The sequence below is a fragment of the Methylobacterium sp. CM6257 genome (genome assembly GCF_054611515.1).
In genome coordinates, this window is sequence record NZ_CM137735.1 from 5,704,971 (window position 1) to 5,731,663 (window position 26,693).

Consider the following 26,693-nt stretch of genomic DNA (forward strand, 5'->3'; position numbering starts at 1 on the left):
GGGGTTTTTCGTGCCGTGGACGCGGCCCCACAGGGCCGCGCCGGTTGCGCTCAGTAGTTGTAGGCGCGCTCGCCGTGATCGGCGATGTCGAGGCCCTCGCGCTCCTCCTCCTGCGTGACGCGCAGGCCGATGGTCAGGTCGACGAGCTTGTAGAGAATTGCCGAGCCGATACCCGACCACAGCAGGGTCAGGCCGACCGCCTCCGCCTGTACAGTGAGTTGGCTCACCATGTCGTAGGCGCCCACGACCATCTCGCCCGGCTTCGAGGTGTAATCCGGGATGCCGACGCCGCCGAGGTTCGGGTCGACCAGGATGCCGGTCGCGAGGGCGCCCAGGATGCCGCCGACGCAGTGCACGCCGAACACGTCGAGGGAGTCGTCGTAGCCGATGGCGTTCTTCACGGTGGAGCACATGATGAAGCAGACCACGCCGGCCACGAGGCCGAGCACGATCGAGCCCATCGGGCCGGCGAAGCCCGAGGCCGGGGTGACCGCCACGAGGCCGGCGATCGCGCCCGAGACCATGCCGAGCAGCGACGGCTTGCCCTTGAGCGCCCACTCGGCGAACAGCCACGCCACCGCGGCGCCGCAGGTCGCCACGAAGGTGTTGAGCATGGCGAGCGCGGTGGTGCCGTTGGACTCGAGGTTCGAGCCGGCATTGAAGCCGAACCAGCCGACCCACAGCAGCGAGGCGCCGATCATCGTCATGGTCAGCGAGTGCGGGGCGAGCAGGTCGCGGCCGTAGCCGATGCGCTTGCCCATGATCAGGCAGCCGACGAAGCCCGCGATGCCCGCGTTGATGTGGACCACGGTACCGCCCGCGAAGTCGAGGGCGCCCTTCTGGAAGAGGAAGCCGGCATCCTTGTTGACGGCGTCGAGGGCCGCCTGTGCGGTCGCCTTCGAGGCGTCGTCGGTGGCGGCAGCCAGCGCCTTTGCGGCGTTGCCGACCACGTCCGGGCCGCCCCAGTACCAGACCATATGGGCCATCGGGAAATAGATGACCGTGACCCAGAGGATCATGAACACCACGAGCGCCGAGAACTTCATCCGCTCGGCGAAGGCGCCGACGATCAGCGCGGGCGTGATCATGGCAAACGTCATCTGGAAGCAGATGTACACGTATTCCGGGATCACGACGCCGTTGGAGAAGGTCGCGGCGGTGGAGTTCGCGTCGACGCCCTTCAGGAAGGCCTTCGAGAAGCCGCCGACGAAGTCGTTGAGGCCGCCGCCGTTGGTGAAGGCGAGGCTGTAGCCGTAGAAGACCCAGAGCAGGCCGACGATTGCCACGATCGCGAAGACCTGGGTCAGCACCGAGAGCATGTTCTTGGTGCGCACGAGGCCGCCGTAGAACAGGGCAAGGCCCGGGACGCTCATCATCAGCACGAGGGCCGAGGAGACCAGCATCCAGGCCGTGTCACCCTTGTTGGGGAGCGGGGACGGCGCCGGGGAGGCGGCAGCCTCCGGAGTCGGCGTCTGGGCGAGGGATGGCTCGATCAGGAGGGCGGCGATGGCCGCCCCTCCCAAGCCGAGCATGAGGGCATGGCGAAGTTTCATGGGCACGTGGCTCCCGGTCGTCATCCGTGTTGCTTCAGGAAGTCTGGGATCTGCGGACCCGGGCGCGCCGAGCCGCGGATCAGCGAGCGCCGATCAGAGGGCGTCGGCGTCGGTTTCGCCGGTCCGGATGCGCACCGCCTTCTCCAGCGGCATCACGAAGATCTTGCCGTCGCCGATCTGTCCGGTGCGGGCAGCCCCCGCGATGGCGTCGATCACGCTCGATGTCAGGTCGGAGGCGACGGCGACTTCGATCTTCAGCTTGGGCAGGAAGCTCACCGCGTATTCCGCGCCGCGGTAGATCTCGGTGTGACCCTTCTGCCGGCCGTAACCCTTCACCTCCGTCACCGTCAGGCCGTGCACGCCGATTCCGGTGAGCGCGTCGCGCACCTCCTCGAGCTTGAATGGCTTGATGATGGCCATCACGATTTTCATGGGCGACGCCCCCTTCGAAATACTTGGGAACCGTTGCCGTCACCCGTCCTGCGGGACGACCCGGCCCGGGTCGCCCGCAGGCTTGGGATGGCCCGCGGTTGGGCGTCACCATTCAAGGACTATGCCAGGTAAGCTTGACCGGGAACTTTTTGTCAGGAGGCCATTTTGCCCACGGATTAGCCCCGCGCGCTCAGATGCCATGCACATCTGCGGGATGTTCTGCGCGGAGGATGGGCAATCGACTCGAAATTAAGCAATCAATGCCGTGGCAAATCGGCAACATAGGTCTGCCAACATGATTTAATCCTTGATCCGGCGGATGAGCCCTTCCTGCGCAACGGAGGCGACGAGGTTGCCGGCTCGATCAAAGATCTGGCCGTGCGCGAAGCCACGCGCACCGCCGGCAGCGGGGCTATCCTGCGCGTAGAGGAGCCAATCGTCGATCTTGACGGGGCGGTGGAACCAGAGCGCGTGGTCGAGGCTCGCCGCCTGGATGGTGGGATCGAACACCGAGCGCCCGTGCGGGATCAACGATACGTCGAGCAGGGTCATATCGGAGGCATAGGCCAGCACGGCCCGGTGGAGCGCCTGATCGTCCGGCAGGGCGGAGGCCGCGCGCAGCCAGACGTTGAAGACGGGCTCGGGCGGGCGCCCCCCCGTCCCGGCGGGGATGTAGCGGTTCAGGTCGACCGGACGCAGATCGATCGGCCGTTCGCGGCCGAAATAGGCGGCGATGGCCTCCGGCATGCCGGTGCCACCGGCCGCCGCCAGGGCCTTGCCGTCGAGAAGCCCCTCCGGGCCCGCCACAGCGGGCATCGCCGGCTGATGCACGAGGCCCTCCTCCGCCACCTGGTAGGAGACGGTTGTGGCGAAAATCGCCCGCCCGTGCTGGATCGCCTTCACCCGACGTGTCGTGAAGTTCCGTCCGTCCCGGATGCGCTCGACCTCGTAGACGATGGGCGTGCGGGGATCGCCCGGCAGCAAGAAATAGGCGTGCAGCGAGTGGGCTGGGCGGTCATCCGGCACGGTCCGGGTGGCGGCGACCAGGGCCTGCGCGACCACCTGCCCGCCGAAAACCCGCCGCCAGCCCGTCTTTGGGTTCTGGCCCCGGAACAGGTCGACCTCCAAGCGCTCCAAGTCGAGGATGGCGATCAGCTCGGCGACGGCATCCGTCATCGCGTCGGTGTTGGCGTCGGTCATGGCCCGCGGGGTTTCCGTTCGTTGCCCGCGTGCGACATAGGCTTTTCAGACGTAACGATCCACGCGTCCCCCACGCGGGACACACACCGGAGATCCGCGACGATGACGGCCGAGATGCCCCGCCCCGGCAGCCGTAGCCTCCTGATCGCCGGCGGCGGCCTGCCCAGCCTCGCCCTGGCTCTAGCCCTCAAACAGGCTCACGGGCCGGCGCTCGCCGTGACGGTGATCGATCCGGGCGCCGCCGATCCTGTACGGCACCGGGGCCGCGCCTACGCGCTGGCCGCGGGCGGGCGGCGGATGCTGGAGCGGCTCGGCCTCTGGAACCGGGTCTCAGCCGCGGCCGAGCCGATCACCGAGATGGTGATCAGCGACAGCCGCCTCGCCGACCCGGTGCGGCCGGTCTTCCTCACCTTCGGCCGGGAGGACGAGGACGCGCACGCGACGGACGAGCCCTTCGCCCATATGGTCGAGGCCGAGCCCCTGGCCGAGGCCCTGGCGGAGGCCTGCCGGGTGGCGGGCGTGACCTTCGTCACGGCGGGCGTGGTGCGGGCGACACCGGATGGCGCCGCGATCCGCGCGGTCCTGACCACCGGCGACAAGCTCCGGGGCGACCTGCTGGTGGCTGCCGATGGGGCGCGCTCGCGCCTGCGGGAGGCGGCGCGGATCGGCTGGGTCGGCTGGTCCTATCCGCAGGTCGGGATCGTGGCGACCATCGGTCATGCGCGCCCGCACGGGGGACGCGCCTTCGAGCACTTCCTGCCATCCGGACCCTTCGCGATCCTGCCGTTGCGGGACGGAGGCTCCCTGGGCCATCGCTCCTCCATCGTTTGGACCGAGCGGTCGGACGAGGCCGACGCTCTGCTCTCCGGGGAGCCCGACGAGGTGCTGGCGGAGATTGAGCGCCGGTTCACCCTGGACCTCGGGACGATCGCGCTGGAACACGGCCCGAGCCGGCATCCGCTGGCCTTCGGCATCGCTCGGGCGTTCCGCGCCGAGCGCCTCGCGCTGCTGGGCGACGCCGCCCACGTGATCCATCCGATCGCCGGCCAGGGCCTCAATCTCGGCCTCGCGGACGCCGCGGCCCTCGCAGAGGCGATGACGGGCGCGTTGCGGCTCGGCCTCGATCCCGGAAGCCCGGACGTCCTGCGTGCCTACGAGCGCGCCCGGCGCTTCGACAGCTTCGCCATGGCGGCGGCGACCGACGGGCTGAACCGCCTGTTCTCGAACGACGCCCTGCCGCTGCGGCTCGCCCGCGACCTCGGCCTCGGGATCGTGGACCGGCTACCGGGGCTTAAGCGCTTCTTCATCGGCGAGGCCGCGGCTTCGCGTGGGTCGCGGCCGCGGCTGATGCGCGGCGAGGCGCTCTAGGCGATCGCGATGGGCCTCCTGCCCGGTGCGGGCCAGGGGAGTTCGCGCGCCGCTGACGCCCATCTGCGGCTCGAAGGCGGCGTGGCGACGTGCCACCCTCGCCCTCATCCTGATGAGGTCGGGGGTGGAAAAGGCCGGCGCACAGGCGTTCTTCTAACGGCGTGGCCCTGAGCGAAAGATGCGCTAAGCCGCGGCCTCCCCCCGCCGCTCCGTGATCCAGCGCGTGGCGTCGGCCCGGGGGGCGACCACGTCGGTGTCGGTGCGCAACTGCGGGCTGTAGGCTGGATCTTCCGCGAGCACGTCGTGCCAGCGGCGCAGGAAGCGCGCGATCTGCGAGCCTGGGGCGAAGCTGGTCTGCCGCGAGGCGCTCTCGTGGTGCGCCATCTCGGCGAAGGGCGTGTAGACGATGCGATAGCCGAGCTGGCGCATCTTCAGGCACAGGTCGACGTCGTTGAAGTCGAGGGCGAAGCCCTCGTCGAACCCGTTCACGGCCTCCAGCGCCGCCTTGCGGGTGGCGAAGAGCGCGCCGGTCACCGCCGAACAATCCCGCTGCGTCAGCGCCCAGTCGCCGTAGGTCGGCTCGGCCGCGTCCCGGTTGTACCAGGGATGGGCGAAGACATCGAAGATGCCGCCGGTCATGCCGGCATGCTGGATCTTGCCGGTGGGAAACAGCAGCCGGCCGCCGACGCCGCCGACGCCGCGGTCGAGGGCGAAAGTCAGGAGCGCCTCAATCCAGCCGGGCCGCCGCACCACGAGATCGTCGTTCATCAGGATGACGAGGTCGGTCTCGGCCGCGCGCCAGAGCGTGTTCATCTTGGCCGCGTAGTTGAACCGTTCGCCCGGTGCCCGCGTGGTCAGCAGGCGGGTCACGGCGAACCGGTCCGATCGGCCGCGGTAGATCGCGTCGTCAGCCACATCGTCGCCGATCAGCACCCGGATCCGGTCGGCCGGGTAGGTGCTGCGGCCCAGACTGTCGAGCAGGTTGATCACGTGAGGCTTGGCCCCATCCACGACGCGGCCCTGATCGTCCTTGGGTCGGCTCTGGTTCGTCGGCACCACGAGGGTTACGGGCGGCCGCGTGTCGAGGGTCCGGCGGATCTCCAGCGTGTCCGGCGTCAGGCCCGAGGCCGTGCGCAGGGGCGCACCGGCCGCCTCAAACCACCGGTCGAGGGTATGGGCACGGGCGGTCCGCGTCGCCTTGGGGCGCTCCAGGGGCGAAGCGATCAGGGTCTGCGGGATACGGTCGATACCGATGCCTGCGGAGATCGCGTCCAGCAGGAGCCTGAACCAGGCGGCGCTCCCGTGGCGCCGCGGGAAATCCGGGGTCAGGCTCGCGAGGGCCGAGGTGCGGATGAGGAGCGGGAATCCGATGTAATCGTCGGCCATGAGCAGGGCCGGGTTGAAGGCCGGCTTGCAATGGACGCTCCGGACCTGACTCGTGCCGTCCACCACGGCGTCATCGCCGTAGAAGATGCCGATATCGGGCCGCTCGGCCATCGCCGACCGGAGATGCACGATGAGATCGGGGCGCAGCTCCGAGGCCGCCGGGGCCACGAAGACCGCCCGGCAGGACGGGATCTGGCCGGCGGCGATCTGGCCGAGCCGGCGCTCGTCGAGCGGACGGACCTGCGCGTCGAGGGGCAGAGGCAGGATCTCGGCCGGCCAAGCGAGCGTAGTCCACGAGGCCGACGGGGCCGGAACCGGCTTCTTCTTCAACACGGGTCGCGTCTCCGGGGCGTCAGGATCGCTCGGCGGCGAGCAGGCGTGTCAGGCTCGCCTCCATGGCAGCTGCCACCGCGCCGATGGACAGCCGCTCGCGGATGCGCGCCCGGGCGGCGGCGCCGATCCGGGCCGCGTCCCCGCCCGTCACCGCCCGGGCCGCGTCCGCCAGGGCGCGGGCGAGGTCGGCCTCGTCAACCTGCCCCCATTCGGCGCCGCGCAGGTACGGGCCGTAGGTCTGATCGAGCGCCGTGACCTCGGCCTTGACGGGGAAGCCGCAGGCGGCGTCGAGGAAGTCGCGGCAGCCGCCGTAATCGGTGGCGACCACGATCTTGCCCATCTCCATCGCCTCGGCGATCGTCAGGCCGAAGCCTTCGGAGGAGTGCGACGAGGCGTAGATCTCGCAGAGCTCGAACAGGGCGCCGAGCTCGTTCTGCGAGAGCGGCTGGTCGATTACCACCACGTCCCCGGCCGTGCCGACGAGGTCCAGCAGCTTCTTGCCCTCCTCGGGCAGGTCGAAGACGTGCTTGGTCTTGAGCACGAGCTGCCAGCCGGCCTTCGCCAGCCCGGCCGCCCGGAAGGCCCGGATCAGCGCGTGCGGATTCTTGCGGGCCAGATAGCTCGATCCGTCGAAGGCGTAGAGGATCACCCGCTTGGCCGGGTCAATCGCGAACGTCTTGCGCAGGTTGGCCTTGGCGGCGGCGCTCGCCGGCTCGCCCGGCTCGTTCTCGACCACGTAGGGGACGACATCGACCGGAATGTCGGTGATCTGCCGGAAGATTGCCGCGCAGAACTCAGTGGGCGCCCAGATCGCGTCGAGACCATCGACGGTGGGGAGCCAGCCCCCGGGCACGTGGGAGGTCTCCCAGACGAACAGCCCGATCTTCAGCCGCGCGCTCGCCGCGATCGCCTGCTGCCGCTCGCTCATCAGCGAGTGCCAGCTGTCCCCGTTGAAATGCACCAGGGCGACGTCCGCCGGGCCCGAGAAGGTCCGGGCCTGCCAGGCCGGCGCCACCCGGGCATGGACGTGGAACGGGCGCTCCATAGGGTGGATGTTCAGCGCGAAGGGCGTCCGGTGGAGCGCCCGGGCGTAGCTGCGGGCCGCGACACCGAGGCCGTTGGCGTAGTTCATCGGCGAGACGAACGACACGCGCAGGGGCCGCTCCGGAGCCTGCGGGGCGCGCAGGTCCGCCCAGAGCTTGCGGCCCGGATACGTGTAGGTCACGTCGAGCCGGGACAGGTCGAAGCCGCGCTCGGCGATCGCCTCGCGCACCGCCTCGCCGCCGATCGCGGCATGCTCGCCGAGCAGCGAGCGCTTCACGAACGGGAAGCCCTGGCCGAGCATGTTCTCCCAGTCGAACAGAGTGCGGTTGTTGCGCGGGTCGTTGACCAGCGTCATGTGCTTGTTCTGGGCCGAGAACAGGCTGCGCATCCCCAGCCCCGCCGCCCGCATCCGGCCGGAGAAGGTCAGCTCGTACTCGGTGATGACCGAGTTCTTGTCCGGCCAGTTCGCGACCGATTGGATGAAGTGGCTGAACGCGTAGGATGACAGGCAGCGCTTCTTCAGGGCGAGGAAGAAGCTCTGCAGATGATGGCTGTAGTAGAAATTGTCGGCGAGCCCGACCACCGCCTCCGGGAAGGAATCGATCTTGGCGAGAAGCCCGGCGAAATCCCGATTGTCGAGGGGGCCCACGAGGCTGTCATTGGCGAGGTAGAGGGTCTCGGAATCGAGAATGTCGTCGTCCTCAAGGAGGACATGCGCCCAGGCGGCGAAGTCGAAGCCCCGGTTCTCGCGCAGGTAGACAGAGGCGCAGAGATCCAGGATCGCCTGCGGGACCGCGTTCTTGTGCTGGTCGGCGGCGATGATCAGGACGATATCGGCGCCGTTCTCCGCGAGGGCCTTCAGGTAGGGCTCGACATGGCCCCGGATCCGGCCGTCCGGCGCGTGCGTGATGAACAGGGCCGTGCGGCCGTGCTGCCGCGGCTCCCGCTTCAGGCAGGAGATGCGAGCCTCGGCGGCTTCGGTCACCGAAGCGGAGGCCACGCGTCGGGTCAGGCGCCCCGCCTCCAGCCCGGTCGTCACATAGTCGACCAGCGGATTGAGGCCGAGCACGGCGACCTTCGGGTAGCGCGCCAGGTACCACGGCGCGTCGAAGCGCGGCGACGGGCTGGTGTGCACGCCCTTGTCGGCCAGGAAGTGGGAAAGCGGGTTCTGCCCGGTCTCGTCGTCCGCGAGATATGTCTCGGTGTACCAGCGGGTGTCGAACCAGGGCCCCGGATCGAGTCCTTCAGCGGCACCGTGCTCCAGGAAGTGCACGAGCGGGTTGAGGCTCTCGGCCCGCACCGCGGGGGCCTGCGCGGCGTACCAGTCGGGATCGAACAGCGGATGGGGCGCGTACCGGCGGTAGCCGCCGGCCATGACGTAGTGCTCCAGGGGCTCGAGGCCGCTCGTCTCGGCCTCGGGGCAGCGCGCGCGGTAGAACTCGGCGTCGAAGAGGCCCGACCGGCGGATCAGGTCGACGTGACGCGACAGCCCGGCGAACTCCTCCGGGTTGCGCAGGTAACCCTGTTTCCGGCCGGTCTCGTAGTAGTGGCTGAGGGCGTTGCCCCCCGCCGCCCGGGCATCCGGATAGCGGGAGCGGTACCAAGCGGTGTCGAAGAGCGGCGACGGGTCGGCATCGGGACTCTTCAGGAAGTGGAAGAACGCCTGGGCGCGGTGCTCGGCACCGCCGAGATGACGCTCGGCGTACCAGTCCGGATCGAACAGCGGGTTGGGCTTGATGCCGGCCTCGGCACCTCGCTCGACATAGTGGATTAGCGGGTTCACACCCTCGGCGCGCAGCCCGGGTACGGCGTCGAGGTAGAGGTCGCCGTGGAACAGCGGGTGCGGCCAGCGCCCCTCGCGCCCGCCATGGACCGCGTAGTGGAGCGCGGGATCGAGGCCTTCGCCGACCACGTCGGGATAGCGCCGCGCGTACCAGGCCGCGTCGAACAGACCCGACTCCTTCACGGCCCGGACAAGATCGGCCTGCCGGGGCTCGCTGCGGCGCCGCCGCTTCAGGCGCCGGGTGAGCGGGCGCGCGAGGGATTGGGCGGCCCCGGCGAGGCCGGCGCTCTCCGAAGACCCGGCGGCGAACACATCTCGAAGGCGCATGGCATCGTCCGGATACGCGGGAAGCCCGCAAAGCTGCCCACGCCGCGATCCGCGAGAGACATCAGGGGGTTCGGCCGGCGATCGCGGGCACGACCGCCCCGGCTCAGGCGCCTTCCTAATGGTCCGGCCGGCCCGCGCCAAGACCCAGGGCTGTGCAGGGCAGGCCGGCGGTCCGGAAGCCGATGCTCCCCCGCCCCGGGTCCGGATCGGCGGCGCCGCACCCTCCCATGTGGGACCGCCGCCGGAACGGCCGCGCGCCGTCAGGGCGTCGACCCCCGAAAAATCAGCCGATCGCCTATCCGGCCGCCGTCCCATTCGTATACGAGGCGCGTTCCCGGGCGCGCGGCGCGCCTGGAAGGAGAGCCGCCCGGTGGCTGGCCTCGTCCTCAAGGACGGACTGCCGGCCGGGAAGCCGCTGAACATGCTGACCGAGCCCGAAGCGATGGTCCGCCCGACTTGACGGACGCGGGCCGCCGTCCCTAGCGCCCCAACCGATGGAGCCTACTGCTATGAGCGAACGCATCATCCTCCGCGCCGGCGAAGCTCTTGTGGCGGGCGGCCCTCCGAACACGGCCTCCGAGCCGGAAGTCATCATCGGTGAACTCGACGGGCCGGTCGGCACCGCACTCGCGACGCTGACGGGCGACCAAGTGGTGGGCCACAGCCGCGTCTTCGCGCTGCTGAACACCGACATCACGGTCCGCCCGGTGACGCTCTGCGTCTCCAAGGTCAGCGTCACCGAGAGCAAGTACACGTCGATCCTGATGGGCACGGTGCAGTTCGCCATCGCCAACGGCGTGCTCGACGCCGTGCGGGCGGGCTACATCCCGAAGGAGAAAGCCAACGACCTCGGCATCATCTGCTCGGTCTGGCTGAGCCCCGGCGTGATCGAGGCCGAGACGGTCGACCACAAGGCGCTGTTCGAGATCCAGCGCAAGGGCATGACCGAGGCGATCCGCAAGGCCATGACCAACGAGCCGTCGATCGACTGGCTCCTGGAGAACCAGGACAAGATCGTGCACAAGTATTACAAGATGGGCCTCGAAGGGAAAATCTGACGGGTTCCCCGGCCGACACTGGAGAAGGGTCCGCGCTTTCGGTCGGACCCTTCTCTGCCCGGCTCGGAAAGCGTTCGCCTGTCCAGTGTCCGAACCGGCGGGTGGGCCGCAGACACGAGCGCGTTTGCGGGAAGCGGCCGTTCAGGTTCGCCGAAATCGGACCGCGTGAGGTTTTGCGAAAAGAGATGCCGTGACCGTATCCAGCGAAGATGGCCTGATCGGATTGAAGAGGATCGGGCGCATCGTCGCCGATACGCTGGAGATGATGGGCAAGGCTATCGAGCCCGGTATCACCGAGCGCGAACTCGATCGGATCGGACGAGACTACCTGGACGCGGCCGGGGCCCGCCCGGCGCCCGAGATGGTCTACGGCTTTCCCGGCGCGACCTGCATCAGCGTCAACGAGCGGATCGCGCACGGCATCCCGGGTGACCGCCGGATCAGGCCGGGCGACTTGGTCAACATCGATGTCTCCGCAGAGAAGGACGGCTACTTCGCCGACACGGGAGCGTCGTTTGCCGTTCCGCCGGTGACCCGCAGGGTCGAGCGGCTTTGCAAGGACGGACGCCGGGCGATGTGGACGGGACTGCGTCAGGTCGGCACCGGCAAGCCGCTGGCAGGCATCGGCCGGGCGATCGGCGACTTCGCGCGCAAAAATGGCTACACGCTGGTGCGCAATCTCGCCAGCCACGGCGTCGGCCTGTCGCTCCACGAGGAGCCGACCGAGATCGCGACGTGGCCCGACGCCTCTGAGCGCCGGATCATGACGGAGGGGCTCGTGTTCACTGTCGAGCCGTTCCTGTCGCTGGGCGCCGAATTCGCCGAGGATGGCGACGATCCCTGGACCCTCTACAGCCGGCCAAGGGCTCCGACGGTTCAGTACGAGCACACCGTCGTGGCGACACGCAGCGGACCGCTGGTTCTGACGATGCCGGGACATTAGGGGCACGGCCGGTCCTGGGATCAGGCCTCCACCGTCGAGCCACTGGACCTAGCGCGCCGCCCGCTATCTGGCGGTCATCCCCTGCGCCGTTGAGCTGCGCGATCCGGACCCGGCCCGCACAGCACCGCGCTCTGGCTCTGATGCCCGGTTGCGACCGCGAAACGGCGTGCGGCGATCCCGACCTTGCCAGCCCGGCATGAGAAGCCCCACACTTGTCGGAATGACCGGCGAGGTCCCGCGGGGCCTCGGGCAGGAGATGGACATCGGCATGACGCAGGCGATCAGCCCGGCCACCACCCTCGACGACGGCATCGTGGCGGCCGCAGAGAGCTGCCTCGCCGCCGTCGGTGCGGCGCGGGAGGCGATCCACGGGGTGATCTTCGGGCAGGAGAAGGTCGTCGATCTCGCACTCGTGACCATCCTGGCGGGCGGTCACGGCCTGCTGGTCGGCCTGCCCGGCCTCGCCAAGACCAAGCTCGTGGAAACGCTCGGCACCGTGCTGGGGCTCGACGCGCGGCGCGTGCAGTTCACCCCGGACCTCATGCCGTCCGACATTCTCGGCACCGAGATCCTGGAGGAGGATGCCGAGCGCCGCCGCTCGTTCCGCTTCGTGCAGGGGCCGGTCTTCACCCAGCTCCTGATGGCCGACGAGATCAACCGGGCGAGCCCACGGACGCAGTCGGCCCTGCTCCAGGCCATGCAGGAGGGCCACGTCTCGGTGGCGGGCGCCCGCCACGACCTGCCGCGGCCGTTCCACGTGCTGGCAACGCAGAACCCGATCGAGCAGGAGGGCACCTACCCGCTGCCCGAGGCGCAGCTCGACCGCTTCCTCCTGGAGATCGACGTCGGCTACCCCGACCGCGCCGCCGAGCGCCGGATCCTGATCGAGACCACCGGCGTCGACGAGGCGCGCCCCCGCGCCGTCATGTCCACCGAGCAGCTTCTCACCGCCCAGCGCCTCGTGCGCCGCCTGCCGGTGGGCGAGGCCGTCGTCGAGGCGATCCTCGACCTCGTCCGTGCGGCCAGACCGGACAGTGGCGACGCGATCGTGAAGGGCAAGCTCCTCTGGGGGCCCGGTCCCCGCGCCAGCCAGGCGCTGACGCTGGCCGCCCGCGCCCGGGCGCTGATCGAGGGTCGGATCGCGCCTTCCGTAGCCGACGTGAAGGCGTTGGCCGAGCCGGTGCTCAAGCACCGGATGGCGCTGAGCTACACCGCCCGCGCCGACGGCGAGACCATCGAGGGCCTGATCGCCAAGCTCGCGGAGAAGCTCTGACTTTGGTTGCGACGAACGCCCTCGACGCTGGCAGGCGCGTACCCGGCAGGCGCGAGAGCGAGGGCGCGACCGCCCTGTCGGACAAGATGCCCCGCCTCGTCCTGGAAGCGCGGCGCGTCTCGAGCCTGCTGGCCCACGGCCTCCACGGCCGCCGCCGGGCCGGGCCTGGCGAGAGCTTCTGGCAGTTCCGCCCCTTCGTCACCGGCGAGGCCGCCGCGCGGGTCGACTGGCGCCGCTCCGCCCGGGACGACCGGCTCTACGTGCGCGAGCGCGAATGGGAAGCCGCCCACAACATATGGCTCTGGATCGACCGCTCGGCCTCCATGGGCTTCGCATCGGACCTCGCGTCGGCGCCGAAGGTCGAGCGGGCGCTCATCCTCGGTCTGGCGCTGGCCGACGCCTTCGTGGAGGGTGGCGAGCGGGTCGGTCTCCTCGGCCTCACCCGGGCCACCGCCTCCCGGGGTATTGTCGAGCGGATGGCCCAGGCCCTCGTCGCCGACAGTGCCGGCCTTAATCAGGACCTGCCGCCCCGGGCGAACCCCGCCCGTTTCGACGAGGTGGTCCTGATTGGCGACTTCCTCACTGCGCCCGACAGGATCGCGGCCTCGGTGCAGAGCCTCGCCGGCCGCGGCAGCCGCGGCCACCTGCTGATGGTGGTGGACCCGATCGAGGAGACATTCCCCTTCACAGGGCAGGCCGTGCTGCACGACCTCGAAGGCAGCCTCAGCCTGGATATCGGCGACGCCGATGCCTGGGGTGCGCGCTACCGCGCCCGGATCGCCGAACACCGGGCTGCGTTGGCCTCCATCGCCCGCGGGCAGGGCTGGACGCTGACGATCCACCGCACGGACCGGCCGGCGAGCGAGGCGGCCCTGCGGCTCGCCACGCTGATCGCCGCGCGCGGCACGGATTGAAGCCGCCATGCTCGGTCTGACCTTCGCGGCGCCCCTGGCGCTCGCCGCCCTGATCGGCCTTCCGGCCCTGTGGTTCCTGCTGCGGGTCACGCCGCCGCGCCCGCGGCGGATCAACTTCCCGCCGCTCAAGCTCGTCGCCGATCTGATCCCGCAGCGGCAGACGCCCGCGCGCACGCCGCCCTGGCTGCTGATCCTGCGCCTCTTAATCGCCGCCGCCCTGATCCTGGCGGTGGCCGGCCCGGTCTGGAACGCCGGGGGCATCGGGGCCGGCAGCGGCCGCAGCGCGCTCCTCGTGCTCCTCGACAACGGCTTTCCCGCCGCCCACGACTGGCGCGACCGGCTGCGCGTCGCCACCGACGCCGTGGAGGGCGCGGCCCGAGACGGCCGGCCGGTGGCGGTGATCGGCCTCGCGGACGTCCCTGCGGCGTTCGAGGCGAAGACGCCGGCCGCCGCCCTGGAGCGGCTGCGCGCCATCGCGCCGCGCCCGATCCTGCCCGCGCGGGACGCGCATCTCGCGACTATCGGCGCCTTCCTGGAGAAGAATCAGGCTGCCGGCCTCGTCTGGATCAGCGACGGCGTCGCCGGCGCCAACGACGACCGCTTCGCAAAGGGCCTCGCCGACCTCGTCGGCGGCAGCGGCGGCGCCCTCACCGTGCTGCGCGCAGACAAGCCGCCCGCCCTCGCCCTCACCGCCACCGAAAATGCCGGCAAGCTCGTCACGCATGTCCTGCGGGCGGCCCCGAACGGGCGGGACGCCGGAGTGATCCGGGCGCTGGACCAGAAGGGCCTTCCCCTCGCCGAGCGCGACTTCGCCTTCGCAATCGACGCCACCGAGGCGGACGCGACCTTCGAGATGCCGGTGGAGCTGCGCAACAGCATCAGCCGCCTGGAGATCGCGGGCGAGCGCTCGGCCGGCGCCGTGGTGCTACAGGACGAGCGCGGCAAGCGGCGCCGGGTCGGCCTCGTCTTCGGCGGCACCCTCGACCAGGCCCAGCCCCTGCTGGCGCCGACCTACTACCTGTCCCGCGCGCTCCAGCCCTTCGCGGACGTGCAGGAGCCGCGGGGCGCCAAGGGCACGGCGGACTCGATCAACCAGCTCCTCGACAATCAGGTTTCGGTCCTCGTGCTCGCCGATGTCGGCGCGCTGGACGAGAGGACGACGGCCCGGATCGAGACCTTCGTGAAGGAGGGCGGGATGCTGCTGCGCTTCGCCGGCCCGCGGCTCGCCGCCGGCAGCGATCCGCTGGTGCCCGTGCGCCTGCGTCGCGGCGGCCGGACTCTCGGCGGAACCCTCTCGTGGGACAGCCCCAAGACCCTGGCGCCCTTCCCGCCCGAGAGCCCCTTCGCGGGCCTGAAGCCGCCGGCCGATATCGGCGTCCGCCGCCAGATCCTGGCCGAGCCGGACGGTGACCTGCCGAACCGGACCTGGGCGTCGCTCCAGGACGGCACCCCGATCGTGACCGCGCAGAAGCGCGGCCAGGGAACGATCGTGCTGTTCCATGTGACCGCCGACACGACCTGGTCGAATCTGCCGCTCTCAGGCCTGTTCATCGATATGCTCCGGCGCGTCGTGGCGCTCGCCGGCACGACGGCCCCGCCCCAGGGCGAGACTCCACGGGCGGCCGCCCCGGTCCTCGCCCCCCGGGTGACCCTCGACGGGTTCGGGGCGCTCGGCTCCCCTCCGGCCTCGGCCACCGCGGTGGCGGCGGACTACGCCGACCGGGCGAATTCCGAACACCCGCCGGGCTTCTACGGTCCGCCGGACGGAGGCATCAGCGTGAACGCCCTCAAACCGGACGACCGGCTGAAGCCCCTGGACACGGCGGCCCTGGAAGGCGCCCGCATCGGTTCGCTGGCCGGAGCCGAGACCCTGGACCTGCGCCCGGCCCTGTTCACCCTGGCGCTGCTGCTGCTGGCCCTCGACACGCTGGCGGGCCTCTGGCTCGGCGGCTTCCTGCGCCGCGGCGGACTGGCGACCCGCCTGCGCGGGCGCGCGGCCGTCCTGGCGCTTGCGGGCCTGATGGTGTTCGCCGCCCTGCCGGGACAGCCCGTGCGCGCCGAGGAGCCGCCGGCCAACCGGCCGAACGGCATCGAATCGGCGCTGGTGACGCGCCTCGCCTACGTGGTCACGGGCGACGCCGCCATCGACGAGGCGAGCCGGACGGGGCTCACCGGCCTGACGCAGATGCTGGCCTCCCGCACCGCTCTGGAGCCGGGCGAGCCCGCCGGGATCGATCCCGCCAAGGACGAACTGGCCTTTTATCCGCTGATCTACTGGCCGATCGCGCCCTCGCGGCCGCAGCCCTCGGAAGCCGCGATCCGCAAGATCGACGCGTTCATGCGCAACGGCGGCACCGTCCTGTTCGACACCCGCGACGCGCTCACCGCCCGGCCCGGCGGACCGCCCTCCCCGGAGGCCGCCTATCTCCGCAAGATGCTGGCAACGCTCGAGGTGCCGGAGCTGGAGCCGGTACCCCTTGACCACGTGCTGACCAAGGCGTTCTACCTCGTGGACAGCTTTCCGGGCCGCTACGCCACCGGCCAGACCTGGGTGGAGGCCCTGCCGCCGGCTGCCGAGGGTGCCGAGCGCCGCCCGGCCCGGGCCGGCGACGGGGTGAGCCCGATCATCATCACGGGCAACGACCTCGCCGCCGCCTGGGCGGTGGGCCGCCGGGGCGAGCCGCTCTACCCGGTGGTGGGCGGCGACCAGCGCCAGCGCGAGATGGCATTCCGCGGGGGCGTGAACATCGTGATGTACACGCTGACCGGCAACTACAAGGCGGATCAGGTCCACGTGCCCGCGCTGCTGGAGCGGCTGGGGCAGTGAGGGCTGAACACAACAGACTCGCCGGGCGATGCCTGCCTCCGTCAGATCACCGCATCCTGAGGTGCCGGAGCGCAGCGGAGGCCTCGAAGGAGGCCTCCAGATGGCCGTGCGACCCCTGGAGCCCTCCTTTGAGGCCGCTGACGCGGCACCTCAGGATGAGGGAGTTTGACAAGGATACCGCCGTCCGGATCACACACATCACAGAGGCCGGATCGTCATGCTGAGCCTCAGCTTCACCCCGCTCCTGCCCTGGCCGATTCTGATCGTCCTGGGCGTCATCGTCGCCGTCCTGGCGGTGTTCGCCATCCTGGCCCGGGGCCGGACCGCGCTGCTGCGCGCCCTGGTTCTCGCCCTGGTGCTGGCGGCGTTGACCAACCCCGCCCTGGTGCGCGAGGACCGCGAGCCCGTGAAGGATGTGGCGGCCATCGTGGTCGACCGGTCCGGATCCCAGCAGCTCGGCGACCGCCCGCAGATGACCGATGCGGTCCGCGCCGAGTTGCAGCGCCGCTTCGGAGCCCTTGCCAACATCGAGCCGCGCTTCATCGACGTACCCGACGCCAAGGACGGCGACGACGGTACCAAGCTGTTCACGGCACTGGGCCAGGCGCTGGCCGACGTTCCGCCGGAGCGGCTCGCCGGGATCGTGATGCTCACGGACGGCGTGGTCCACGACATCCCGGCCTCCATGGCCCAGCTCGGCATCAAGGCGCCGCTCCACGTCCTCGTCACCGGTCATCCGGACGAGCGTGACCGGCAGATCAAGCTCTTGGAGGCGCCCCGCTTCGGTATCGTCGGCAAGGACCTGACGATCCGCGCCGAGGTGATGGAGCGCGGCGGCACCGGCCACGCGGTCGTGACCGTGCGCCGCGACGGCGAGGAGATCGGCCGGCGGGACGTGGCCACCGACAAGCCGTTCTCGCTCACCACCCGGATCGAGCACGGCGGGCCGAACGTGGTTGAGATCGAGGTCGAGCCGCTGCCGGGCGAGCTCACCACCGTCAACAACCGTGCGGTGCTGCCCATCGAGGGCATCCGCGAGAAGCTCCGGGTGCTGCTCGTCTCCGGCGAGCCGCACCAGGGCGAGCGGACGTGGCGCAACCTGCTGAAGTCGGACGCCAACGTCGACCTCGTGCACTTCACCATCCTGCGCCCGCCGGAGAAGCAGGACGGCACGCCGATCTCGGAACTCTCCCTGATCGCCTTCCCGACGCGCGAGCTGTTCGTCCAGAAGATCAAGGACTTCGACCTGATCATCTTCGACCGCTACGCCAACCAGAGCGTGCTGCCGCAGGCCTATTTCGACAACATCGTCCGCTACGTCCGGGAGGGCGGCGCCCTGCTGATCGCGGCCGGGCCCGAATTCGCCGGGCCGGCAAGCCTCGCCCGCACGCGGCTCGCCGGCATCCTGCCGGGCGACCCGGACGGGCGCGTCGTCGAGCGGCCCTACAAGGCGACACCGACGCAGGTCGGCCAGCGTCATCCGGTCACCCGCGCCCTGCCGGGGTCGGACGCGAACCCGCCCGCCTGGGGCGACTGGCTGCGGATCGTCGAGGCGCGCACCCGGCCCGGCATCCAGCCGATCCTGTCGGGGACTGAGGGCCTGCCGCTGCTGGCCCTGTCGCGGGAGGACAAGGGCCGGGTCGCCCTGCTCCTGTCCGACCATGCCTGGCTCTGGGCCCGGGGCTACCAGGAAGGCGGCCCCTATCTCGACCTGCTGCGCCGGCTCGCCCACTGGCTGATGAAAGAACCGGCCCTGGAGGAAGAGGCTCTGCGCGCCCAGACCACCGGCCGCGGCCGAGAGGTGCGCGTCGAACGCCAGACCATGTCGGATCAGGCCGAGCCCGTCACCGTGACCGGCCCCACCGGCAAGGTGACGACGCTGACGCTCAAGCCCAGCGAGCCCGGCCTGTTCACCGCCACCTTCGACGCCGAGACGCTGGGACTGCACACCCTGCGCGCGGGCAACCTCGTGGCGTTCGTCAGCGTCGGCCCGGCCAATCCGCGCGAACTCGCGGACGTGTTCAGCGACACCGAGCGCCTGAAGGCGGTCGCGGAGGGCTCGGGCGGCTCGGTCCGCCGGGTCGCCGAGGCCGGTGGTGGCACCCAGGTGCCGCGTCTCGCGCTGGTGCGCAGCGGCCGCTTGGCGGGCGGCGACTGGATCGGCTTCCGGCCGAGCGACAGCGCCAACATCCGCGGCGTCGAGGTCTATCCGTTGGCGCTGGGCCTCGCCGCCCTGGCGGCGCTGGCGGCGGCTCTCCTCGCCATGTGGCTGGTCGAGGGCAGACGTGGGCGGGCAGTGTGACCGGCTTCTCCTCGATCGGAACCGTGCCGCGACATGCCCCCTCTTCCGACGGATCCCCGGCCTGCCCGAGATCCGCACCCGAGAGCCCAAGTCGGGCAGGCCCGACTTAGGTGCGGGGGGCCTCGCGCCTCGTCGGGTGATCGAAGCGGTGCCACGGGCCGGTGCTGTGCGGGTGCGCACGGTCGACGGCGGGAAGCTGCCGCCCTATGAGCACCCTCGGTGACCCGATGAAACCCGCGCCCCGCGCGGCCCGACGCAACGGAGACAGCCTGCCCGTGACAGCGCAGACCGTGACTGGACGCCTCCTCGCTGCGACGCTCCTCGTCGCCTGTCTCCAGTTCGCCCCGGCCCATGCGCAGGAACCGGCCGCGATGCCGTCGACGCCGGCCACCCCGCCGGCCGCCAACGGGCAGTGGACCCATGCGATCACGCTGATGGGTCAGCCGAAATACGGCCCCGACTTCAAGCATTTCGACTATGCCGACCCGGCCGCACCCAAGGGCGGGACGGTGCGCCTCGGCGCGCAGGGCGGGTTCGACAACTTCAACATCGTCGTGTCCGGCCTGAAGGGCGACCTCGAAGGCGGCGTCCAGCAGATCTACGATACGCTGATGACCGAGTCCTCGGACGAGCCGTTCACTTCCTACGGGCTGCTCGCCGAGGCGGTGCGGGTCGCCCCCGATCTCGGCTCCGTCTCGTACCGGCTGCGCGAGAACGCCCGCTGGCACGACGGCAAGCCGATCACGCCCGAGGACGTGGTCTGGTCCTTCGACGTGCTGAAGGCCAACAGTCCGTTCTACGCCGCCTATTACCAGACCGTGGCCAAGGCCGAGGTGACCGGGCCGCACGAGGTCACCTTCACCTTCACCGAAATCGGCAACCGCGAGTTGCCGCAGGTGATCGGGCAGCTCCGCGTCCTGCCGAAGCATTGGTGGACCGCCAAGGACGCCAACGGGAAACCCCGCAGCGTCACCGAGACCACCCTCGAGCCGCCGCTCGGCTCCGGCCCGTACCGGCTCGCCAAGTTCGAGCCCGGCCGCACCGCGACCTACACCCGCGTGCCCGATTACTGGGGCAAGGACCTGCCGGTGAATGCCGGGCGCTACAACTTCGACACCGAGCGCTACGAGTACTTCCGCGACGGCACCGTGCTGGTCGAGGCGCTGAAGGGTGACCTCTACGATTTCCGCGTCGAGAACATCGCCCGGAACTGGGCCACGGCCTACGACGATTTCCCGGCCGTGAAGGAAGGGCGCCTGATCAAGGAGGCGTTCCCCGACCGCGGCATGGGCATCATGCAGGCCTTCGTATTCAACACCCGCCGGGACAAGTTCAAGGACCCGCGCGTGCGCCGGGCCTTCAATCTCGCGATGAACTACGAGGAGATGAACAAGGCCCTGTTCTACGGTCTGTACAAGCGGATCGACTCCTACTTCTTCGGCTCGGAACTGGCCTCCTCGGGTCTGCCGGAAGGCGAGGAGAAGGCGATCCTCGAGAGCGTCAAGGACAAGGTCCCGCCGTCGGTCTTCACCACGCCCTACACCAACCCGGTGAACGGCGGCCCCGAGGCCGTGCGCAAGAACCTGCGCGAGGCCGTCGGCCTGCTGCGCGAGGCGGGCTACGAGCTGCGCGGCGGCAAGATGGTCAACAAGGCCACGGGCGAGCCACTCACGGTCGAGTTCCTGGAATTCCAGAACACCTTCGAGCGGGTGATCCTGCCGTTCTCGGCCCAATTGAAGCTCATCGGCATCGACGCCACCCTGCGGGTGATCGACCAGGCCCAGTACCAGAACCGCATTCGCAACTTCGACTTCGATGTCACCACGTCGAGCTGGGGCGAGTCGCTCTCGCCGGGCAACGAGCAGCGCGAGTACTGGGGCTCGGCGGCGGCCGACAAGCCCGGCTCGCGCAACCTGATCGGCATCAAGGATCCTGGCATCGACGCCCTGATCGAGAAGGTGATCTTCGCCAAGGACCGGCCCACCGTGATCGCGGCGACGCGGGCGCTCGACCGGGTGCTGCTCGCCCACGATTACGTCGTGCCGCAATGGTCCTCGAACCAGCAGCGGACCCTGCGCTGGAACCGGTTCAGCCACCCGGCGATCCTGCCGCTCTACGCCAGTTCCGGCTTCCCGACGACGTGGTGGTACGACGAGAAGCTCGCCGCCAAGACCGGGGTGCCCCGTTGAGGGGCGGTCTCTGGAGGCCGAGCCGGCGCGGCTTCGTCCTCGGCGCCGGTGCCCTCGCGGCGATCCGGCCCGCGCGCCGGGCCTGGGCAGCCGAAGCGGAGCGCCACGGCCTCTCCAGCTTCGGCGAGCTGAAATACGGCCCTGGCTTCGAGCATTTCGACTACGTGAACCCGATGGCGCCCCGCGGCGGTCGCTTCTCGGGCCAGCTCTCGTCGTCGATCGGCAACCAAGCGCTTAACACCTTCAATACGCTCAACATTTACGTGCTGCGCGGCGAGGGTGCCGCCGGGATGAACCTGACCTTCGACAGCTTGATGGTCCGCGCTCTCGACGAGCCGGACGCCGTCTACGGGCTAGCGGCGCGCTCCGTCTCGGTGAGCCCGGATGGCCTGACCTACACGTTCTCTCTCCGCCCGCAGGCCCGGTTCCACGACGGCTCGCGGCTCACCGCGCGGGATGCCGCCTTCAGCCTCAAGCTCCTGCGCGAGAAGGGCCACCCGGAGATCGCCGAGGTGATCCGCGCCATGACCGATGCGCGGGCCGAGGGCGATGACCGGCTGCTCGTCACTTTCGCGCAGGACCGTGCACGCGACCTGCCGTTGTTCGTGTCGCAATTGCCGATCTTCTCGGCGGCCTATTACGGCGGCCGCGACTTCGAGGCCTCGACGCTGGAGGCCCCGCTGGGCTCGGGCCCCTACCGGGTCGGCACGGTCGACCCCGGCCGCTCCATCGGTCTGGAGCGGGTGCCGGATTACTGGGCGGCCGACCTGCCTGTGAATGTCGGCCAGAACAACTTCGACACGATCCGCTATGAGTACTTTCGCGACCGGACCGTGGCGTTCGAGGCGTTCAAGAGCGGCGCCTTTACGTTCCGCGAGGAATTCACCGCCCGGGTCTGGGCCACAGGCTACGACTTCCCGGCCCTAGCCGAGGGCCGCGTCGTCCGCGAGATGGTGCCGGATGCGCGGCCGAGCGGCACGCAGGGCTGGTGGATCAACACCCGCCGGGAGGCCTTCCGCGATCCCCGGGTGCGCGAGGCGATCGGGCTGTGTTTCGACTTCGAATGGTCGAACCGGAATCTGATGTACGGGGCCTATACGCGCACCGCCTCGTTCTTCGAGAATTCCGACCTCAAGGCGACGGGCAAGCCCTCGGCCGAGGAACTCGCCCTGCTGGAGCCCTTCAAGGACCTTCCCCCCGAGGTGTTCGGCGAGGCCTGGGGGCCTCCTGTCTCGGACGGGTCCGGCCAGGACCGGGCCCTGCTCAAGCGCGCCGACGCATTGCTGCGGGAGGCGGGCTGCACCCGCCAAGGGGGCAACCTCACGCTGCCCGGTGGCCAGCCCCTGACCCTCGAATTCCTGGACGATGATCCGGTCTTCCAGGCGGTCACCCAACCCTTCATCCGTAATCTCGGGCTGCTGGGAATCAAGGCGAGTTTGCGCACCGTCGATCCGTCGCAGTACCAGGCCCGCCTCAAGGATTTCGACTTCGATCTCACCGCACGCCGCTACAGCAGCGGCGTGACGCCGGGGGCGGAGCTGCGCGAGACCTACGGCTCCCGGGCGGCCAGGACCGCGGGGTCCAACAACCTGTCGGGGATCGCGGATCCGGCGATCGACGCGCTCCTCACCGCCATGGCCGACGCCAAGTCCCGGGCGGAGCTCACCACAGCCTGCCGGGCCCTCGACCGGATGCTGCGGGCCGGGCGCTACTGGGTGCCGATGTGGTACGCCTCGACCCATCGCCTCGCGCTCTGGGACGTGTACGGCCGCCCGGCCAACCCGCCGAAATACGACCTCGGCGCCCCGGGCACGTGGTGGTTCGACGCCGACAAGGCCAAGCGCATCGGGCGGGAGTGACGCCATGCTCGCCTACATCCTGCGCCGCATCGGCCTGATGATCCCGACCCTGTTCGGGATCATGCTGATCACCTTCACCATCGTGCAGTTCGCCCCCGGCGGCCCGGTGGAGCGGGTGCTGTCACAGCTGCAGGGCCAGCGCGACGGCACGCTGTCGCGCGTGACCGGCGGCTCCGGCGACCTCGGCGGCGGTAGCCGGCCGTCGGGCGGCGGGGGCGAGGCGAGTTCCCGCTATCGCGGCGCGCAAGGCTTGAGCCCGGAATTCATCGCCAAGCTGGAGAAGCAGTTCGGCTTCGACAAGCCGGCGCCGGAACGCTTCGCCAAGATGCTGTGGGACTACGTCCGCTTCGACTTCGGGCGCAGCTATTTTCGCGACGTGACGGTGATCCAGCTCATCAAGGAGCGCCTGCCGGTCTCGATCTCGCTGGGCCTGTGGATGACGCTCCTGTCCTACGCGATCTCGATCCCGCTCGGCATCCGCAAGGCCGTGAAGGACGGTGAGCGGTTCGACCGCTGGACCTCCTTCGTGGTGATCATCGGCTACGCGATCCCGGGCTTCATGTTCGGCCTGATGCTGATCATCCTGTTCGCGGGCGGCTCCTTCTACCAGTGGTTCCCGCTGCGCGGACTGACCAGCGAGGGCTGGGAGGGCTTCTCCACCTGGCACAAGGTCACCGACTACGCGTGGCACATGGTGCTGCCGCTCACCGCCCTGGTGATCGGCGCCTTCGCCACCTCGACCCTGCTCACCAAGAACTCGTTCCTCGACGAGATCCGCAAGCAGTACGTGCTGACCGCGCGGATGAAGGGCCTCTCCGAGCGGCGTGTGCTCTACGGCCACGTCTTCCGCAACGCCATGCTGATCGTGATCGCGGGCTTTCCCGGCGCCTTCATCTCGGCATTCTTCACCGGCTCGCTCCTGATCGAGACGATCTTCTCCCTCGATGGACTCGGCGAATTGTCCTTCCGGGCGATCGTCGGCCGCGACTATCCGGTGGTGTTCGCCACGCTCTACATCTTCTCGCTGCTCGGGCTCGCGGTGAACCTGCTCTCGGATCTGATCTACGTCTGGATTGATCCACGCATCGATTTCTCCGCGCGGGCGACCTGAAGACCTGCCGTCAACCCTCCGGCAGATCCGCGACCGCGGCCGCAGGCGCTCCGTCCGCAGCGGCAGGAGCGGCCAAGCCCAGGAGCTGCGCGATCGCATCCCCGTCCGGTCCGCCCAGGAGATCCGCCAGCGTGTAGCGGTCGAGCACCGCGAGGAATGCCGCCAGCGCCTCGCTCAGCACCCTCCGGAGCCGGCACGAGGCCGTGATCGCGCAGGCCCCCCCGCCGAAGCACTCGACCAGCACCAGATCATCCTCGGTCTGGCGCACGACCGCGCCGACAACGATCTCCCCCGGCGGCTTCGCCAGCCGAAGGCCTCCGCCCCGACCGCGGATCGTCCGGATCAGGCCCAGCCGTCCCAGTTGATGAACCACCTTGGTCAGGTGGTTCTCCGAAATGCCGTAGGCGCGCGCGATCGCGGCGATCGAACTCTGCTCGGGCTCGTGCAGGCCGACGTAAATCAGGGTGCGCAGAGCGTAGTCCGTGTAGCGGGTCAGACGCATCTCAACTCCAGAAGACTAGCCGTACCGTGGTGCGATGCGCGTGGCGCCACGGCTCCGATCCGGACGTGGTGTGATAGCCCGGCACCACCGTCGGCGCAGTGACAATGGCCATCGATATAAGATGTATTCGCCTTGCATCTTTTCGAGGCCCCCGCTAAAAGATTCATGTTCGATACACCTTTTGAGCTGTGACATGCCCGCTCCGCTGTCTCCCGCCACCGTCGCGATCATCAAGGCCACCGTGCCGGCCCTTGAGGCTCACGGCCTGACCATCACGAAGCGCATGTACGAGCGCCTCTTCCAGAACGCGGCGATCCGCGACCTCTTCAACCAGTCCCATCACGGCGAGACCGGCTCGCAGCCGAAAGCCCTGGCCCAGGCGGTGCTCGCCTATGCGCGCAACATCGACAATCTCGGCGTCCTCGCGGGGGCGGTCGAGCGCATCGCGCAGAAGCATGTCGCGCTGAACATTCTGCCGGAGCACTACCCCTACGTGGCCGATGCCCTGCTGGGCGCGATCGGCGACGTGCTCGGGGAGGCTGCCACGCCTGAGATCTGCGCGGCCTGGGGCGAGGCATACTGGTTCCTGGCGGAACTGCTGATCGGGCGGGAGGCCACGATCTATCGCGATCTCGCGGCCAAGCCGGGCGGCTGGAACGGCTGGCGTGACTTTGTGGTCGAGAGCGTGGCGCGGGAGAGCGAGACGATCCGCTCCTTCGTCCTGGTGCCTGCCGATGGCGGCCCGGTGCTGCGCCACCAGCCGGGGCAGTATCTCGGTTTCCTCTTCGACCTGCCGGGGCGCGGTGTCCTGAAGCGGAACTACTCGATCTCCTGCGCGCCGAACGACCGGGCCTACCGCATCACCGTCAAGCGCGAGGGCGCGGCAGACGAGCCGGCCGGGATCGTCTCGAACTGGCTGCACGATCACGCCAGATACGGGACGGTGCTTCGCGCGGCACCACCGGCCGGTGACTTCTTCCTCGACCGGGCGTCGAACGCCCCGGTTGTGCTTGTCAGCGGCGGCGTCGGGCTGACCCCGATGATCAGCATGCTGGAGACCATCGCGGCGGAGAGCCCGGACCGGCCGACCTGGTACGTCCACGGGGCGCTCAACGGCCGTGTGCACGCGATGCGTGATCACGCGAAGGCGCTGACCGCCGGCAACGAGAAGGTCCGGTTACACACCTTCTACGCGGAGCCGGAGGCGCATGATCGGCAGGGCGATCACTACGACGCAACCGGCCTGATCAGCGCAGACTGGCTCGTGGCGCAGACGCCCCGTGAGGAGGCCACCTATTATCTCTGCGGTCCCAAGCCGTTCCTCAGCGCGCTGGTAACCGGGCTTCAGCGGCAGGGCATCCCGGCCGAGCGTATTCGCTTCGAGTTCTTCGGTCCGGCGGATGAGCTGATCGAAGAACCGCGGCAGGCGGCGTGAGCGGCGCTCAGTCCGGCAGGCCCGGGGCGCGCTCCGGGCCCAGCACCCGCGCCACGGTCGCGCGCAGCGCCTGGGCGCTCCGGTAGCCCACCGCGGCCGCCACCGCCCGCGGTGGCCGGCCGTCGGCGGCCAGCGCCAGGGCCCGGATCACCCGGGCTCGCGCTCGCCAGTCGCCGAAACTCAATCCGGTCTCGGAGCGGAACCCGCGGGTCAGCGTGCGCCGGCTCGCACCGGCGCGGTCGGCCCAGGCGTCGAGATCGTCCTCCGAGGCCGGGTCCTCGATCAGCCCGAGGCAGACCCGGCGCAGGCGCGGGTCGCGCGGGAGCGGCAGGGCGAGCGGCGTGGCGGGGGCGCGCCCGATTTCGTCGAGCACCAGGGCGGCGAGATGGCCGCCGCGGCCGGCCTCCTCGTAAAGGACCGGCTCCTCCGCCAGCGCGGCGAGGGCGGTGGCGAGCAGCGGCGAGACCGCGATGACCCGGCAACTCCGCGGGAAGGACGCCACCGCCGCTGGGTCGAGATAGGCCGAGCACAACGCCACCGGCCCGTGGGTCGCCACGGCGTGGGGAAGGCGCGGCGGGATCCACAGCGCATGGCCCTCGGGCACGACCCAGGTGCCGTCATCAGCGAAGGCCATCATCAGGCCGGCGGTCGCGTAGAGGAGCTGCGCCCGCGGGTGGAAGTGCCGATCAAGGTGCATCCCGGCGGCGTAGGCCTTCGGCATCACCGCGACGGGCCGGGGCACGTCCTGATAGTCGGCAGCATCGGTCGAGCGCCCGGCATGAGCGCCTGTCGCCGACGAGAATGGCCCGTTCGCATACATATCCGGCCCGACACCTCCATCGGGTCACGCTATC

The 26,693-nt window shown here is 70.0% G+C and carries 18 protein-coding genes; 11 read left to right on the top strand and 7 right to left on the bottom strand.

Going from position 1 to position 26,693, the window contains the following annotated elements; all coding sequences use genetic code 11:
* Positions 1-50 precede the first annotated feature (50 nt).
* The 3 genes from ACYCO6_RS27820 to tesB all read right to left on the bottom strand — a co-directional run bounded on the left by ACYCO6_RS27820 (position 51) and on the right by tesB (position 3,185).
* Positions 51-1,553, bottom strand: coding sequence for an ammonium transporter (locus ACYCO6_RS27820; RefSeq protein WP_459765357.1), 1,503 nt, complete (start codon positions 1,551-1,553; stop codon positions 51-53).
* 93 nt (positions 1,554-1,646) lie between these two features.
* The gene (locus ACYCO6_RS27825) at positions 1,647-1,985 is read right to left on the bottom strand and encodes a P-II family nitrogen regulator (RefSeq protein ID WP_010683623.1); all 339 of its coding nucleotides are present in this window, start codon (positions 1,983-1,985) and stop codon (positions 1,647-1,649) included.
* Positions 1,986-2,285: 300 nt separating this feature from the next.
* Positions 2,286-3,185 (bottom strand): acyl-CoA thioesterase II, encoded by a 900-nt coding sequence (gene tesB, locus ACYCO6_RS27830; protein ID WP_459765358.1) that lies wholly within the window; start codon positions 3,183-3,185, stop codon positions 2,286-2,288.
* 102 nt (positions 3,186-3,287) lie between these two features.
* On the opposite strand from tesB, the gene ACYCO6_RS27835 reads away from it, so the two are divergent.
* Entirely contained in the window at positions 3,288-4,553 is a 1,266-nt protein-coding gene (locus ACYCO6_RS27835) for an FAD-dependent monooxygenase (protein WP_459765359.1), read from the top strand.
* Positions 4,554-4,736: 183 nt separating this feature from the next.
* Here ACYCO6_RS27835 and ACYCO6_RS27840 read toward each other — a convergent pair whose 3' ends face one another.
* Entirely contained in the window at positions 4,737-6,272 is a 1,536-nt protein-coding gene (locus tag ACYCO6_RS27840; RefSeq protein WP_459765360.1) for a glycosyltransferase family 2 protein, read from the bottom strand.
* A 19-nt stretch (positions 6,273-6,291) separates the two neighbouring features.
* On the bottom strand, positions 6,292-9,426 hold the full coding sequence (locus tag ACYCO6_RS27845; RefSeq protein ID WP_459765362.1) for a rhamnan synthesis F family protein: 3,135 nt from the start codon (positions 9,424-9,426) through the stop codon (positions 6,292-6,294).
* A 509-nt stretch (positions 9,427-9,935) separates the two neighbouring features.
* Here ACYCO6_RS27845 and ACYCO6_RS27850 point away from each other — a divergent pair.
* The 9 genes from ACYCO6_RS27850 (at position 9,936) to ACYCO6_RS27890 (ending at position 23,902) form a co-directional block, all read left to right on the top strand.
* Positions 9,936-10,484 (top strand): formaldehyde-activating enzyme, encoded by a 549-nt coding sequence (locus ACYCO6_RS27850; RefSeq protein ID WP_459765364.1) that lies wholly within the window; start codon positions 9,936-9,938, stop codon positions 10,482-10,484.
* A 190-nt stretch (positions 10,485-10,674) separates the two neighbouring features.
* Entirely contained in the window at positions 10,675-11,427 is a 753-nt protein-coding gene (map, locus tag ACYCO6_RS27855; RefSeq protein ID WP_459765366.1) for a type I methionyl aminopeptidase, read from the top strand.
* Between the two features lie 268 nt (positions 11,428-11,695).
* Positions 11,696-12,700 (top strand): AAA family ATPase, encoded by a 1,005-nt coding sequence (locus tag ACYCO6_RS27860; protein ID WP_459773764.1) that lies wholly within the window; start codon positions 11,696-11,698, stop codon positions 12,698-12,700.
* A 2-nt stretch (positions 12,701-12,702) separates the two neighbouring features.
* Positions 12,703-13,614: a DUF58 domain-containing protein gene (locus ACYCO6_RS27865; RefSeq protein ID WP_459765368.1), complete on the top strand. Its 912-nt coding sequence runs from the start codon at positions 12,703-12,705 to the stop codon at positions 13,612-13,614.
* A 7-nt stretch (positions 13,615-13,621) separates the two neighbouring features.
* Positions 13,622-16,441: a DUF4159 domain-containing protein gene (locus tag ACYCO6_RS27870; RefSeq protein WP_459765370.1), complete on the top strand. Its 2,820-nt coding sequence runs from the start codon at positions 13,622-13,624 to the stop codon at positions 16,439-16,441.
* A gap of 217 nt (positions 16,442-16,658) precedes the next feature.
* Positions 16,659-18,743 carry a hypothetical protein gene (locus ACYCO6_RS27875; RefSeq protein WP_459765372.1) on the top strand — a complete coding sequence of 695 codons (2,085 nt, stop codon included), beginning with the start codon at positions 16,659-16,661 and terminating at the stop codon, positions 18,741-18,743.
* A 275-nt stretch (positions 18,744-19,018) separates the two neighbouring features.
* Positions 19,019-20,932 (top strand): extracellular solute-binding protein, encoded by a 1,914-nt coding sequence (locus ACYCO6_RS27880; protein ID WP_459765374.1) that lies wholly within the window; start codon positions 19,019-19,021, stop codon positions 20,930-20,932.
* Complete coding sequence (locus tag ACYCO6_RS27885) at positions 20,929-22,791, top strand: extracellular solute-binding protein (RefSeq protein WP_459765376.1); 1,863 nt, start codon at positions 20,929-20,931, stop codon at positions 22,789-22,791. The genes ACYCO6_RS27880 and ACYCO6_RS27885 overlap by 4 nt, the downstream gene beginning before the upstream one ends.
* A 4-nt stretch (positions 22,792-22,795) precedes the next feature.
* Positions 22,796-23,902 (top strand): microcin C ABC transporter permease YejB, encoded by a 1,107-nt coding sequence (locus tag ACYCO6_RS27890; RefSeq protein ID WP_459765378.1) that lies wholly within the window; start codon positions 22,796-22,798, stop codon positions 23,900-23,902.
* Positions 23,903-23,912: 10 nt separating this feature from the next.
* Here the strand turns inward: ACYCO6_RS27890 and ACYCO6_RS27895 are convergent, their stop codons facing one another.
* A complete protein-coding gene (locus ACYCO6_RS27895; RefSeq protein ID WP_459765379.1) occupies positions 23,913-24,404 on the bottom strand; it encodes an Rrf2 family transcriptional regulator in 492 nt (163 codons plus the stop codon).
* Positions 24,405-24,597: 193 nt separating this feature from the next.
* Between ACYCO6_RS27895 and hmpA the strand changes: the two genes are divergently transcribed.
* Positions 24,598-25,839 carry an NO-inducible flavohemoprotein gene (gene hmpA / locus ACYCO6_RS27900; RefSeq protein ID WP_459765381.1) on the top strand — a complete coding sequence of 414 codons (1,242 nt, stop codon included), beginning with the start codon at positions 24,598-24,600 and terminating at the stop codon, positions 25,837-25,839.
* Positions 25,840-25,846: 7 nt separating this feature from the next.
* Here hmpA and ACYCO6_RS27905 read toward each other — a convergent pair whose 3' ends face one another.
* Positions 25,847-26,659, bottom strand: a complete 813-nt coding sequence (locus ACYCO6_RS27905; RefSeq protein WP_459765383.1) for an AraC family transcriptional regulator — start codon at positions 26,657-26,659, stop codon at positions 25,847-25,849.
* Between the last annotated feature and the right edge of the window lie 34 nt (positions 26,660-26,693).